Source organism: Escherichia sp. WS33 (assembly GCF_046486385.1).
Classification (GTDB): Bacteria; Pseudomonadota; Gammaproteobacteria; order Enterobacterales; family Enterobacteriaceae; genus ECMA0423.
This window is the reverse complement of sequence record NZ_JBJQLJ010000023.1, coordinates 46,515-60,957: the sequence shown is the minus strand read 5'-3', so window position 1 is coordinate 60,957 and position 14,443 is coordinate 46,515. Positions and strand designations below refer to the sequence as shown.

General features: G+C 50.9%; 11 protein-coding genes. 2 read left to right on the top strand and 9 right to left on the bottom strand.

The features are described from left to right. Positions 1-40: 40 nt before the first annotated feature. The 9 genes from bamA to rpsB all read right to left on the bottom strand — a co-directional run bounded on the left by bamA (position 41) and on the right by rpsB (position 10,526). On the bottom strand, positions 41-2,473 hold the full coding sequence (gene bamA / locus ACJHXA_RS17665) for an outer membrane protein assembly factor BamA (protein WP_001240896.1): 2,433 nt from the start codon (positions 2,471-2,473) through the stop codon (positions 41-43). A gap of 29 nt (positions 2,474-2,502) precedes the next feature. Next, positions 2,503-3,855: a sigma E protease regulator RseP gene (gene rseP, locus ACJHXA_RS17660; protein ID WP_001295561.1), complete on the bottom strand. Its 1,353-nt coding sequence runs from the start codon at positions 3,853-3,855 to the stop codon at positions 2,503-2,505. A gap of 11 nt (positions 3,856-3,866) precedes the next feature. Continuing rightward, entirely contained in the window at positions 3,867-4,724 is an 858-nt protein-coding gene (gene cdsA, locus ACJHXA_RS17655) for a phosphatidate cytidylyltransferase (RefSeq protein WP_000922446.1), read from the bottom strand. Positions 4,725-4,736: 12 nt separating this feature from the next. Then, positions 4,737-5,495 (bottom strand): (2E,6E)-farnesyl-diphosphate-specific ditrans,polycis-undecaprenyl-diphosphate synthase, encoded by a 759-nt coding sequence (gene ispU, locus ACJHXA_RS17650; RefSeq protein WP_001295562.1) that lies wholly within the window; start codon positions 5,493-5,495, stop codon positions 4,737-4,739. 188 nt (positions 5,496-5,683) lie between these two features. Then, entirely contained in the window at positions 5,684-6,880 is a 1,197-nt protein-coding gene (gene ispC, locus ACJHXA_RS17645; protein ID WP_000811923.1) for a 1-deoxy-D-xylulose-5-phosphate reductoisomerase, read from the bottom strand. Positions 6,881-6,971: 91 nt separating this feature from the next. Beyond that, a complete protein-coding gene (gene frr / locus ACJHXA_RS17640; RefSeq protein WP_000622418.1) occupies positions 6,972-7,529 on the bottom strand; it encodes a ribosome recycling factor in 558 nt (185 codons plus the stop codon). 290 nt (positions 7,530-7,819) lie between these two features. Next, a complete protein-coding gene (pyrH, locus tag ACJHXA_RS17635) occupies positions 7,820-8,545 on the bottom strand; it encodes a UMP kinase (RefSeq protein ID WP_000224573.1) in 726 nt (241 codons plus the stop codon). 146 nt (positions 8,546-8,691) lie between these two features. Next, the gene (gene tsf, locus ACJHXA_RS17630; RefSeq protein WP_000818114.1) at positions 8,692-9,543 is read right to left on the bottom strand and encodes a translation elongation factor Ts; all 852 of its coding nucleotides are present in this window, start codon (positions 9,541-9,543) and stop codon (positions 8,692-8,694) included. A 257-nt stretch (positions 9,544-9,800) separates the two neighbouring features. Then, entirely contained in the window at positions 9,801-10,526 is a 726-nt protein-coding gene (gene rpsB / locus ACJHXA_RS17625) for a 30S ribosomal protein S2 (protein WP_000246884.1), read from the bottom strand. A gap of 367 nt (positions 10,527-10,893) precedes the next feature. On the opposite strand from rpsB, the gene map reads away from it, so the two are divergent. Further along, complete coding sequence (gene map, locus ACJHXA_RS17620; protein ID WP_001018194.1) at positions 10,894-11,688, top strand: type I methionyl aminopeptidase; 795 nt, start codon at positions 10,894-10,896, stop codon at positions 11,686-11,688. A 61-nt stretch (positions 11,689-11,749) separates the two neighbouring features. Then, entirely contained in the window at positions 11,750-14,422 is a 2,673-nt protein-coding gene (gene glnD / locus ACJHXA_RS17615) for a bifunctional uridylyltransferase/uridylyl-removing protein GlnD (RefSeq protein WP_001094583.1), read from the top strand. Positions 14,423-14,443: the final 21 nt, after the last annotated feature.

Here is a 14,443-nt window from a genome sequence, read left to right as displayed (position 1 = left end):
TCATCGCTACACTACCACTACATTCCTTTGTGGAGAACACTTACCAGGTTTTACCGATGTTAAACTGGAACTGTTCTGCCTTGTCTCCATCGTACTTTTTGAACGGCTGGGCGTAGGAGAACACCAACGGCCCCAATGGGGACATCCATTGTAATGCGATACCCGCAGACATACGGATATTGCTTGGATCACTATAGTCCGGATATCCAGAATATTGGCTGGAATCCCAGTTTGTATCCCAAACGGTACCCATATCCCAGAAGAAGGAAGTACGAACCGAGTTAGCATACTTATCGCTAATAAACGGCGTCGGGGTGATGAACTCGAGGCTGGCAACCGCCATGGCGTTACCGCCTACAGCATCATCCGATTTACACAGGTCTTTCGCGCCGTCCTGAGTCGCACATTCGTAATCATAGTCCGGATCATAATTACTGGCCTGATGCGGGAAGTAAACTGCTTTCGGACCAATTGTATTGGACTGGAAGCCACGCACGGTGCTGGAACCACCGGCATAGAAGTTCTCGTAGAACGGCATCTCTTTGCCGCCTAAACCATCACCATAACCCCAGCGGGTACGCCCCAGAACAACCCATTTGTGATCGTCATCGATCGGCACATAAGTCGCCGTGTCTAACGTCACTTTGTAGTATTCGTTATCCGATCCAGGAATGGTCACTTTACCGGTCAGGTTGACACGTGAACCATCTGTCGGGAAGTAACCACGGTCAAGCTTGTTATAGGTCCAACCATAGTTGAACGTGAAGTCGTCCGTTTTGAAGCTATTATCCTGATCAGAGGTGCTCGGATGTTCACCCATAGAGTACAGATAACGCCACATCGCAACCTGAGGCTGCATGTTGGACAGGGAGTTATGTACATAACCCAGACCTGCACGCAGCGAGTTATATTCGTTGATCGGGAAGCCCAACGTCACGTCTGTACCATAACTCTTGTTGGTATAGTCGGACAGGTCGGCGTCATCTGCCTGGAAGTCATTATAGAAGAGACGACCACCGAGGCTTACACCATCTACAGTGAAGTACGGGTTGGTTACCGACAGTTCAGCATAGGTCTGGTAATCGTTTTTGGTCCCGTTGATACCAACAGCATAACCTGTACCTAACCAGTTATCCTGCTGCACACCAGCCTGGAAGCTCACGCCACTTTCAGTACCGTAACCAATACCAAAGTTGAAGCTACCGGTGTTGCGCTCTTTTACCTTGTAGACGACATCTACCTGGTCCGGGCTACCCGGAACACGTTGGGTATCGGTATCGACAGTTTCAAAGAAGCCCAGACGATTCAGACGCTCCTTACCCTGATCGACCAGATCGCTTCCCAGCCATGCACCTTCCATCTGACGCATTTCGCGACGCAGGACGGCATCTTTCGAGGTATCGTTACCTTCAAAACGGATCTTACGCACGTAGAAACGGTTACCCGCATCAACGTTCACGCGTAATTTAACGGTTTTGTCGGCATCGTTAATTTCAGGCATCGACTGTACGCGCGGATAGGCATAACCATAGCGACCGAGAAGCTTTTTGATGTCATCTTCCATCTTGGTCACTTTGGTGCCGTTATACAGCTCACCCGGCTCGATCTTAGTCAGCTGCTCAATTTCAGCGGAGTGCCCGGCAAGGTTGCCGCTCACTTCAACGCCAGAAAGCTTGTACTGATCGCCTTCGGTGATGTTCACCGTGACGTAAATACCTTTTTTATCTGGCGTCAGACTGACCTGGGTAGAGTCGATGTTGAAACGGGCATAACCGCGATCCAGATAGTAGCTGCGCAGGGTTTCAAGGTCGCCCGCCAGTTTCTGTTTCTGGTATTTACGATCGCCTACCACGTTCCACCACGGCACTTCGTCACGCAGTTGGAAATGAGAGATCAGTTCGTCGGTGGTGAAAGCATGGTTACCAACAATGTTAATTTGCTGGATTTCAGCTGACACACCTTCCTGGAACACCAGTTTTAGGTCAACACGGTTGCGCGGCAGCGGGGTCACGACAGCTTTTACGCTGGCGCTATATTTACCGACGCTGTAGTAGAAGTCTTCCAGACCTTTCTCGATATCGGCAATGGTGGTGCGATCGAGGGATTCGCCCACACGCACACCAGAAGCCTCGAGGTTTTGCTTCAGCATGTCATCTTTCACCGATTTGTTACCGGAGAAAGTAATGCTGGCAATGGTCGGACGTTCTTTTACCTGAACCAGAAGGGTATCACCATCACGAAGGACGCGAACATCCTCAAAGTTGCCGGTAGCAAACAGAGCGCGAATGGTATTACTGATATCTTCATCATTAACCGTGTCGCCTGTGCGCACCGGCATACTGAGGAGGGCCGCACCAACGGCGACACGCTGAAGGCCTTCGAAATGAATATCTTTCACTACGAACCCTTCAGCACCGTATACGGTGGCGCTGCTAAACAGCAGCGACGCTATGAGCAACTTTTTCATCGCCATCGTTATTATGCGTTCTTCCTAACTAACTCTCATAACCGAGAGAAATCATTGAAAAGTGCAAGCCCCATTAACAGCACCAGCAGAATCGAGCCAATGCGATAACAAAAGTCTTGAACCCGCTCGGATACCGGTCCGCCCTTGATCTTTTCGATCGCAAGGAACAGCAGATGCCCCCCGTCAAGTACGGGCAACGGAAACAGGTTAATTATCCCTAAGTTCACGCTAATAAGCGCAAGAAACGGCAGGTAATAAACTACCCCGAGTTCCGCTGTCATCCCAGCCCCCTTGGCGATAGAGATCGGCCCACTGAGGTTGTTCAGTTTCACATCACCGGTGATCAATTTTCCCAGCATACTGACCGTCAGCTTCATCAGCTGCCACGTTTTGTCCGTGGCTTCGACGATGGCGTTGAACGGCCCATACTGGCGTACAACTTTATACTCATCTGGCAAAGGAATGACTTTCGGCTCAATACCGACAAAACCAATCGCTTTACCATTACCCGGTTTACTCTCCGGGATTAATGTCAAAGACAAGGGACTTCCCTGCCTTTCGATTTCTAACGCTAAGGATTTACCCGGGTTATCCCGGACAAGCATCACAAAGGTCACCCACTGCGTTAAGGGCTGACCATCGACTTTAACGATCCTGTCGCCTGCTTGCAAACCTGCCTTGCTTGCCGCCGAGTTTGGCTGCACATTTTCCAGTACAGGTTCAATTTGCGGCCCACGAGGACGAATCCCCAGCGAAGATACCGGATCTTCTTTATCAGGCTCAAACGCCCAGTGACGTAAATCGAGCTTTACATCCCGCCGTTGATCGCTGCCAAATGGCGCTACTGTAATGGTGGTGCTTTCATCGCCAATTTTATCGACCAACTGCAAACGCACGGCATCCCAATCAGGCGTTTCGATACCATCTACGGCTTTTAGTTCCGTACCTGGTGCAATTTGTGCTTCCGCAGCTATCGAATTGGCTGCTATTTCACCAACCACCGGACGTACGCCAGGCACACCAATAATAAAAACCAGCCAGTAGGCAAAGATAGCAAAAATGAAGTTTGCAACCGGACCTGCGGCAATAATCGCCGCTCGTTGGCCAACAGATTTATTATTGAAGGCATGGTGGCGGAGTTCCGGAACGACCGGTTCTGCGCGCTCATCCAGCATTTTGACATAACCGCCCAGCGGGATCAGGGCGATAACATATTCGGTGCCGAGCTTATCAGTTCGCCGCCAGAGCGCCTTACCAAACCCTATTGAGAAACGCTCAACGCGAACACCACAACGCCGGGCAACCCAGAAATGACCAAATTCATGCACGGTGATAAGTACACCCAGTGCAACGATGAACGAAGCCAAATCCCAGAGAAAACTCAGCATATTACCTTCCGTTAAAGCGTCCTGAATACCAGTAACAACAAGCAAGCAAAGACCGGTACCGCAGCCGTCAGGCTATCAATACGATCTAAAATACCACCGTGTCCTGGAATTAAATGACCGCTGTCCTTAATTCCTGCTTCACGCTTAAACATACTCTCGGTCAGATCGCCGAGCACTGAGGCTAACGCTGCGACAATAGAGCAAATGAGTAAGGTGACGGGAGCGACGTCGAGATTCGCCCACATGCCATAACCCCATGAGATTACCGCTGCGGTCGCTAGTCCACCTATAAAGCCTTGCCAGGTTTTACCCGGAGAAACCTTCGGTGCCAGCTTATGTTTACCAAACAATTTGCCAAACATATATGCGCCAGAGTCAGCGCCCCATACCAGGATCATGACATAGAGCAGCCATATTGCGCCACTGTAATGATTCTCGTCGTAGTGCCAGGCCCGTAACGCCAGCATGCCCCAGAAGAAGGGAACAATGGTTAGCACGCCAAAAATAAGGCGCAATGTTTTAGAGTTACGCCAGATTGCTGCGGAACCTGGGTAAAACAGCACCAGCAATAGCGCGACAATCCACCAACCCAGCGAAGCCCAAAGTGAGATTTCAACCAGCGGTTGATGAATATTTCGGTGATATTCCGGCAACAGAAAAAGCATCAGCGCCAACAATAACCCGCATAACACCGCCAACCATACTCGCTGCGAACGAGTGGTAAAACCGCTAAGCTGTCCCCATTCCCACGCTGCCAGCATGCAGACCACCAGCGTTACGATGGCGAACCCCACCGGCGGCAACAGAAACAACGCCGCGATGACGACGGGTATTAACACAAAAGCAGATATCAGGCGATACTTCAGCAAAAGCGACCCCCATCAGGCTGTTTCATCACCGGGCTCGGTGCCGCCGAAACGACGCTCTCGATTAGCAAAGGCATTTAACGCCCCTTCAAAGTCTTGTTCATCGAAATCGGGCCAGAGAACATCTGTAAAGTAAAGTTCGGCATAGGCAATTTGCCAAAGCAAAAAGTTACTAATGCGATGCTCCCCCCCAGTCCTAATTACTAAATCTACAGGGGCCAGTTCATGCATACAGACATGCTGGTTTAGCATCTCTTCATCTATCTGATCTGGTTGCAGGTTTCCTTGCTGCACCTTTTCAGCCAGTTGTCTGACTCCCTGGACTATATCCCAACGTCCACCGTAGTTCGCCGCAATATTCAGCGTCAGACCGGTATTCCCGGCTGTTAGCGCTTCAGATTTACGAATACGTTCTTGCAAACGCGAGTTAAAGCGACTGGTATCGCCAATAATACGCAGACGCACGTTATGTCGGTGCAGACTTTTTACTTCGCTATCGAGCGCCCACACAAACAGTTCCATTAACGCACTGACTTCCTGCGCTGGTCGGTTCCAGTTTTCACTACTAAAGGCATACAGCGTTAACGCCTCAATACCGTTGTTGGCCGCAAAAGAGACAGCCCGGCGGACGGATTTTGCCCCGGCTTTATGCCCAAAGGCACGAATCTTCCCTTGCTTTTTTGCCCAGCGACCATTGCCGTCCATAATGATCGCAACATGACGGCAGCCATGCGCTGGCAATTTTTCGCTAAGTGGTTGAGTAGCAGACAACATCACGCGTTTTTTATTCCCTGACAGGGTTTACGGTACTCAGGAATACTGAAGCCTATACAAAAAAAAGCCGTGTAAAACCACGGCATACCTGACCTTATAAAGCCAACTACTTACGATCAGATGGCGCAGACTATATCACTGAAGCCCTACGCTAACAAATAGCGCGACTCTCTGTAGCCGGATTATCCTCAGCTTGCGAGACGCATCACCTCTTTTCTGGCGACTTCACGCGCGTTCGCATCAACAGATAACACATCGTCCACACATTGTGGTTCGCGCATATCCATTTTTTCCAGTACGGATAAATTCAACGCAGCGATATCCGTAAAGCGGATTTGTTGCGCAAGAAAAGCAGCAACGGTGATTTCGTTTGCGGCATTCAATGCTGTCGTCGCTGCCTGACCTTGTTCGAACGCCTCCATCGCCAGTTTCAGGCATGGATAACGATCATAATCCGGTGCGGCAAATGTCAACGCACTTAGTTTGCAAAAATCGAGCGGCTTCACGCCAGAGTTCACGCGATTCGGCCATGCCATGGTGTGGGCAATTGGCGTACGCATATCCGGTTCCCCCAGCTGCGCCAGAACACTGCCGTCCTGATAGCGCACCATTGAGTGAATCACTGACTGCGGGTGAATCAGCACTTCCATCTGGCTGGCGCTGGCGTTAAACAGCCAACGCGCTTCAATGTATTCCAGACCTTTGTTCATCATGGTAGCCGAATCGACAGAAATTTTACGCCCCATCGACCAGTTCGGATGACGGCAGGCTTGATCCGGCGTCATTGTTGCCAAATCGCGCAATGGCGTCTCACGGAAAGGGCCACCAGACCCGGTAAGTAAAATGGACACCACGCCATTTTGCTCAAGGTCAGCGTATCCCAGATTATGCTGGATAGGTTGCGGTAAACTCTGAAAAATGGCGTTATGTTCGCTATCGACCGGTAACAATTGCGCTTTGCTCTGCTTTACGGCGTCCATAAACAGACGTCCGCAGGTAACCAGTGATTCTTTATTGGCCAGCAAAATGGTTTTACCCGCGCGGATCGCAGCAAGCGTAGGTAACAGCCCAGCAGCGCCAACAATGGCTGCCATCACCTGATCAACATCCTCAAGCGCTGCCATATCGCAAGCGGCTTGTTGCCCACTTAAGACTTCGGTGCGGCTACCCTGTTGCTGTAGCATCGTTTTAAGAAGTTTCGCACTCGCTTCATCGTCCATTACGGCATAGCGGGGAGAGAATTCCAGGCACTGTTCTACCATGCGAGTGACATTTTTGCCTGCCACCAGCGCAACTACGCGGAAGTGTTCGGGATTATGGCGCACCACGTCCAGCGTGCTGCAACCAATCGAGCCGGTCGAGCCCAGAATGGTGAGTTGCTTCATGAAACATCCAGAGTTGAGACAGAATAAAAAGCAAAACGCCGCCAGCCGATCCGCAAGGATCTACTGAGCGGCGTTTTTGTCGTTCAAGAAATCAGAACTGCATCAGTTCTGCTTCTTTGTCTGCCAGCGCCGCTTCAATTTTCTTGATTGCAGCATCAGTCAGTTTCTGTACATCGTCCTGAGAACGGCGATCGTCGTCTTCGCTGATCTCTTTATCTTTCAACAGTGCTTTCACTTTGTCGTTCGCGTCACGACGCACGTTACGTACTGCAACACGCGCTTGTTCTGCTTCACCACGAACGATTTTGGTCAGATCTTTACGACGTTCTTCCGTCAGCGGCGGCAGCGGAACACGGATGTCGCTACCCGCAGAGTTCGGGTTCAGGCCAAGATCGGACGCCATAATCGCTTTTTCAACGGCCGGAGACATTGAACGATCAAACACGTTGATTTTCAGAGTACGGGAATCTTCTACCGTTACGCTTGCCAGCTGACGCAGCGGCGTCGGCGTGCCGTAATATTCCACGACAATGCCATCCAGCAGGCTGGGAGAAGCACGACCCGTGCGTATTTTGCTGATTTGGGTTTTGAACGCTTCTACGCATTTGTCCATGCGTACTTCAGCATCTTTTCTGATATCGCTAATCACGTTACGAATCCTTGAAAACTTGTCTCAGTCAGACCAGACAGTCACACACAGTGGAAGTGTGCTAAGTATAGCCCTGATTAAACATATTACGGGTAATCGTCTGGATTATTAGGCTATTTTATTTGCCATTTTGGCCCCGGGTAGTGCTCGCCATCCTCACGTACTTGTGTACGCACCGGTTGCTGCGCGCTGGCCGTGACCAAACTGCCTGCAACAATAACGCCTTATAACCAGACTTACGCCCCGCGATACTTATGCGGAATCTTACCCTTATTTATCCATCACGGGAATTATTCCGTGATTAAAGTCCCTTCTTTTTCACCCATTACCACACGGCGCAGCGCACCCGGTTTGTTCATGTTGAAAACACGAATCGGTAATTTATGGTCACGAGCCAGCGTGAAGGCCGCCAGGTCCATGACTTTCAGCTCTTTTTCCAGCACTTCGCTGTAAGTCAGTTGCTCGTACATGGTTGCAGTTGGATCTTTCGCCGGATCAGCAGTAAACACGCCGTCAACTTTGGTTGCTTTCAGCACCACATCGGCTTCAATTTCGATACCACGCAGGCAAGCTGCTGAGTCGGTGGTAAAGAACGGGTTACCTGTACCGGCGGAGAGGATCACCACACGGTTGTTGCGCAACAGGCTGATAGCTTCTGCCCAGCTGTAGCTGTCGCACACGCCATTCAATGGAATAGCGGACATCAGACGAGCGTTCACATAGGCGCGGTGCAGTGCATCACGCATTGCCAGGCCGTTCATTACGGTCGCCAGCATCCCCATGTGGTCGCCCACAACGCGGTTCATACCCGCTTTCGCCAGACCAGCGCCACGGAACAGGTTACCCCCACCAATCACCACACCAACCTGAATACCCAGTTCAACCAGTTCTTTGATTTCCTGAGCCATACGATCCAGTATGCTTGCATCAATACCGAAGCCTTCAGTGCCCTGCAGAGCTTCGCCACTCAACTTAAGCAGAATGCGTTTATAGACGGGTTTTGCATTGGTAGCCATGTTTCTTTCCTGAGACTGTCAACGATTGAAATGAATTAATACTAGCGACATTGTACGTCGCTTTTCAGCGCAGCCCCACAAGGGTTAGCTGAATTTACAAGATGGGCACAAAAAGAAGCCGCCCTCAGGCGGCTCCTTTTTGATAATTAAGACTGCTTGGACATCGCAGCAACTTCTGCCGCAAAGTCAGTCTCAACTTTCTCGATGCCTTCACCCACTTCGAAGCGGATGAAGCCAGTCACTTCAGCGTTATGCTCTTTCAGCAGCTGACCAACAGTTTTGCTTGGTTCCATAACGAACGGCTGACCGGTCAGAGAAACTTCGCCGGTGAATTTCTTCATGCGGCCTTCAACCATTTTCTCTGCGATTTCTTTCGGCTTACCAGACTGCATCGCGATATCCAGCTGTACCTGGTATTCTTTTTCTACCACTTCAGCGGATACGTCTTCTGGTTTGATGAATTCTGGCTTGCTTGCAGCAACGTGCATAGCGATGTGTTTAACCAGCTCTTCGTCAGCGCCTTTAGCAGCAACCAGAACGCCGATACGCGCACCGTGCTGATAAGAACCCAGAACGTCGCCTTCCAGCGCAGCAACGCGGCGAATGTTGATGTTTTCACCAATTTTCGCTACCAGCGCAACACGTTCTTCTTCGAACTGTGCTTTCAGAACTTCAACGTCAGTGATTTTGCCAGCAACAGCTGCGTCCAGAACTTTGTCTGCGAACGCCTGGAAACCAGCGTCTTTTGCAACGAAGTCAGTCTGGCAGTTAACTTCCAGAATGATGCCGTAGTTGCCGTCGATTTTGGTTTTGATCACGCCGTCAGCAGCAACGTTGCCTGCTTTTTTCGCTGCTTTAATAGCACCGGACTTACGCATGTTTTCGATTGCCAGCTCGATGTCGCCGTTAGCTTCAGTCAGTGCTTTTTTGCAATCCATCATGCCTGCGCCAGTACGCTCACGCAGCTCTTTTACCAGGGATGCGGTAATTTCAGCCATTCTAAAATCCTCGGAGATGTGATCTGCCCGGCATTAAACCGCACAGATATAAAAGTGAAAAAGGGGGCCATATGCAGGCCCCCTAACCAAACGTGTACTACCTGGTCTATAAGGGCTCTCCCCCTTCATATTTCGCGCCGCAGATGCGTTGTCTTCGCTCGCTCATCCCGGTCACTTACTGATGTAAGCTCCCGGGAATTCTCGAGCTTGCCGCCTTTCTGCAACTCGAACTATTTTGGGGGAGTTATCAAGCCTTATTACTCAGCTTCTACGAAGCTTTCTTCCGCCTGGGAAGCCAGATCCTGAGAACGGCCTTCACGTACGGTTGCAGCAACAGCGCCCAGGTACAGGGTCACAGCACGGATTGCGTCGTCGTTACCCGGGATAACGAAGTCAACACCGTCCGGATCAGAGTTGGTATCAACGATAGCAAATACCGGAATACCCAGGTTGTTTGCTTCTTTGATAGCAATGTGTTCGTGGTCAGCATCGATTACAAACAGAGCGTCCGGCAGACCGCCCATGTCTTTGATACCGCCCAGGCTGTTTTCCAGTTTCTCCAGCTCACGAGTGCGCATCAGCGCTTCTTTCTTGGTCAGCTTTTCGAAAGTACCGTCCTGAGACTGAGTTTCCAGGTCTTTCAGACGTTTGATGGACTGACGAACGGTTTTCCAGTTAGTCAGCATACCGCCCAGCCAGCGATGGTTCACGAAGAACTGGTCGCAGCTCAGAGCAGCGTCTTTCACCGCTTCGCTTGCAGCGCGTTTAGTACCAACGAAAAGGATTTTACCTTTGCGAGAAGCAATCTTGTTCAGTTCAGCCAGAGCTTCGTTGAACATCGGTACAGTTTTCTCAAGGTTGATGATGTGAACTTTGTTACGCGCACCGAAGATGAACGGCTTCATTTTCGGGTTCCAGTAACGGGTCTGGTGACCGAAGTGAACACCAGCCTTGAGCATGTCGCGCATGGAAACAGTTGCCATGATTAAAACCTCTATATAAAAGTTGGGGTTATGCCTCCACGTATCCCATATTACCGACCCCAAAGGGCACCCCGGAATATGTGCCGATACGTGTGTGTTGTTACACAAAGTGAGATTGTCGCTTCCGTCCAGTCTGTGTATACGAAATGGATCGGAAGTCCGGCGCGCTTTATACCACAAATACGTCATGGACACCAATAATTGTTGGCGCTGTGTACAGCATCAGATGTCGAATTTTCTATTATAGAAAACCTTCAGTGGCACGTTTGGCGAAATTCAGAATGATTCTCAATTTGCCCGGGTGTGATACCATTGACGGCACTTACATATATATTGTCGGTATCACCGACGCTGATGGACAGAATTAATGGCTATCTCAATCAAGACCCCAGAAGATATCGAAAAAATGCGCGTCGCTGGCCGACTGGCTGCCGAAGTGCTGGAGATGATCGAACCGTATGTTAAACCGGGCGTCAGCACCGGCGAGCTGGATCGCATCTGTAATGATTACATTGTTAATGAACAACACGCGGTTTCTGCCTGCCTCGGCTATCACGGCTATCCGAAATCCGTTTGCATCTCTATTAATGAAGTGGTGTGCCACGGTATCCCGGACGATGCGAAGCTGCTGAAAGATGGCGATATCGTTAACATTGATGTCACCGTAATCAAAGATGGTTTCCACGGCGATACCTCGAAAATGTTTATCGTCGGTAAGCCGACCATCATGGGCGAACGTCTGTGCCGCATCACGCAAGAAAGCCTGTACCTGGCGCTGCGCATGGTCAAACCAGGCATTAATCTGCGCGAAATCGGTGCGGCGATTCAGAAATTTGTCGAAGCAGAAGGCTTCTCCGTCGTTCGTGAATATTGCGGACACGGTATTGGTCGCGGCTTCCATGAAGAACCGCAGGTGCTGCACTATGACTCCCGTGAAACCAACGTCGTACTGAAACCTGGGATGACGTTCACCATCGAGCCAATGGTCAACGCGGGTAAAAAAGAGATCCGCACCATGAAAGATGGCTGGACGGTAAAAACCAAAGATCGCAGCTTGTCTGCACAATATGAGCATACTATTGTGGTGACTGATAACGGCTGCGAAATTTTGACGCTACGCAAGGATGACACCATCCCGGCGATAATCTCGCACGACGAATAAGATGAAGCCGGCGAATGCCGGCTTTTTTAATGCGATAATTTAATCTTATGGGTGGCGCACAATGAATACCCTTCCAGAACAGTACGCAAACACCGCTCTCCCCACCCTGCCCGGTCAACCGCAAAATCCATGCGTCTGGCCCCGTGATGAATTAACCGTCGGTGGGATAAAAGCCCATATCGATACTTTCCAGCGTTGGCTGGGTGATGCCTTTGACAATGGGATCTCTGCAGAACAGTTGATTGAGGCGCGCACCGAGTTTATCGACCAGCTCCTGCAACGATTATGGATTGAAGCGGGATTCAGCCAGATTGCCGACCTGGCATTGGTCGCCGTCGGTGGCTACGGTCGTGGCGAGCTGCATCCACTTTCTGACATCGATTTACTGATTTTAAGCCGTAAAAAGCTCCCGGACGATCAGGCGCAAAAAGTGGGCGAGCTGTTAACGCTGCTCTGGGATGTAAAGCTGGAAGTCGGTCATAGTGTGCGCACGCTTGAAGAGTGCATGCTGGAAGGGTTATCGGATTTAACCGTCGCCACCAATTTAATCGAATCCCGCTTATTAATTGGCGATGTTGCGCTCTTCCTCGAACTGCAAAAACATATTTTTAGCGAAGGATTCTGGCCTTCCGACAAGTTCTACGCGGCGAAAGTTGAAGAACAGAACCAGCGCCATCAGCGTTACCATGGCACCAGCTACAACCTTGAACCAGACATCAAAAGTAGCCCTGGCGGCTTGCGCGATATTCACACTCTGCAATGGGTGGCCCGCCGTCATTTTGGCGCAACATCGCTGGATGAAATGGTCGGGTTTGGCTTCTTAACCTCAGCGGAGCGGGCGGAATTAAACGAATGTCTGCATATACTGTGGCGTATTCGCTTTGCCCTGCATCTGGTCGTCAGCCGTTACGATAATCGTCTGTTATTCGATCGCCAACTTAGCGTCGCTCAGCGTCTGAATTACAGTGGTGAAGGCAACGAACCGGTCGAGCGGATGATGAAGGATTACTTCCGCGTTACACGCCGCGTCAGTGAACTCAACCAGATGCTGCTGCAACTGTTCGATGAAGCCATCCTCGCCCTTCCCGCCGACGAAAAACCACGTCCACTCGACGATGAGTTTCAGCTACGCGGTACGCTAATCGACCTGCGTGATGAAACACTATTTATGCGCCAGCCGGAAGCCATCTTGCGTATGTTCTACACCATGGTGCGCAACAGTGCGATCACCGGCATTTACTCCACCACGCTGCGCCAGTTACGCCATGCCCGTCGCCATCTGCAACAACCGCTGTGTAATATTCCGGAAGCACGAAAACTGTTTTTGAGCATTCTGCGTCACCCCGGAGCGGTGCGGCGCGGGCTATTGCCAATGCATCGCCATAGCGTGCTCGGCGCGTATATGCCGCAATGGTCGCATATCGTCGGGCAGATGCAGTTTGATCTGTTCCACGCCTACACGGTGGATGAACATACTATCCGCGTGATGCTGAAACTGGAGAGTTTTGCCAGTGAAGAAACGCGCCAGCGCCATCCGTTGTGTGTGGACGTCTGGCCGCGCCTGCCGTCAACTGAGCTGATTTTCATCGCCGCGCTGTTTCACGATATCGCCAAAGGACGCGGCGGCGACCACTCCATTCTCGGTGCTCAGGATGTAGTGCATTTTGCAGAACTCCACGGGCTGAACTCACGCGAAACACAGCTGGTTGCCTGGCTGGTTCGCCAGCACTTGCTGATGTCGGTGACAGCACAACGCCGCGATATTCAGGACCCTGAAGTCATCAAGCAGTTTGCCGAAGAAGTTCAAACGGAAAATCGTCTGCGCTATCTGGTATGCCTGACAGTGGCTGACATTTGCGCCACCAACGAAACGCTGTGGAATAGCTGGAAGCAAAGTCTGTTGCGCGAACTCTATTTTGCCACCGAAAAGCAGCTACGACGCGGAATGCAAAACACGCCGGATATGCGCGAACGGGTTCGCCATCACCAACTCCAGGCACTGGCACTACTGCGCATGGATAACATCGACGAAGAGGCGCTGCACCAAATTTGGTCACGCTGTCGTGCTAACTATTTTGTCCGCCATAGCCCAAATCAACTGGCCTGGCATGCCCGCCATTTATTACAGCATGATTTAAGCAAACCGCTGGTATTGCTTAGCCCGCAGGCTACGCGTGGAGGCACCGAGATTTTTATCTGGAGCCCGGACCGCCCCTATCTGTTTGCCGCCGTCTGTGCCGAATTAGACCGCCGCAATTTAAGTGTTCACGACGCACAAATTTTCACCACTCGCGACGGTATGGCGATGGATACCTTTATCGTGCTGGAACCCGATGGCAGCCCGCTGTCCGCAGATCGTCATGAGGTTATTCGGTTTGGTCTGGAGCAAGTACTGACGCAAAGTAGCTGGCAGCCACCGCAGCCCCGTCGCCAACCCGCCAAATTACGCCATTTTACTGTTGAAACCGAAGTAACGTTTTTGCCGACCCATACCGACCGCAAATCGTTCCTTGAGCTTATCGCGCTCGACCAGCCAGGACTGCTGGCGAGAGTCGGGAAAATTTTTGCCGATCTGGGAATTTCGCTTCATGGTGCCCGAATTACAACCATTGGCGAGCGAGTAGAAGATTTATTCATAATTGCCACCGCTGACCGGCGTGCACTTAATAACGAGTTGCAGCAGGAAGTGCATCAGCGGTTGACAGAGGCCCTCAATCCAAACGATAAAGGGTGATGTGTTTACTGATATGAAAAG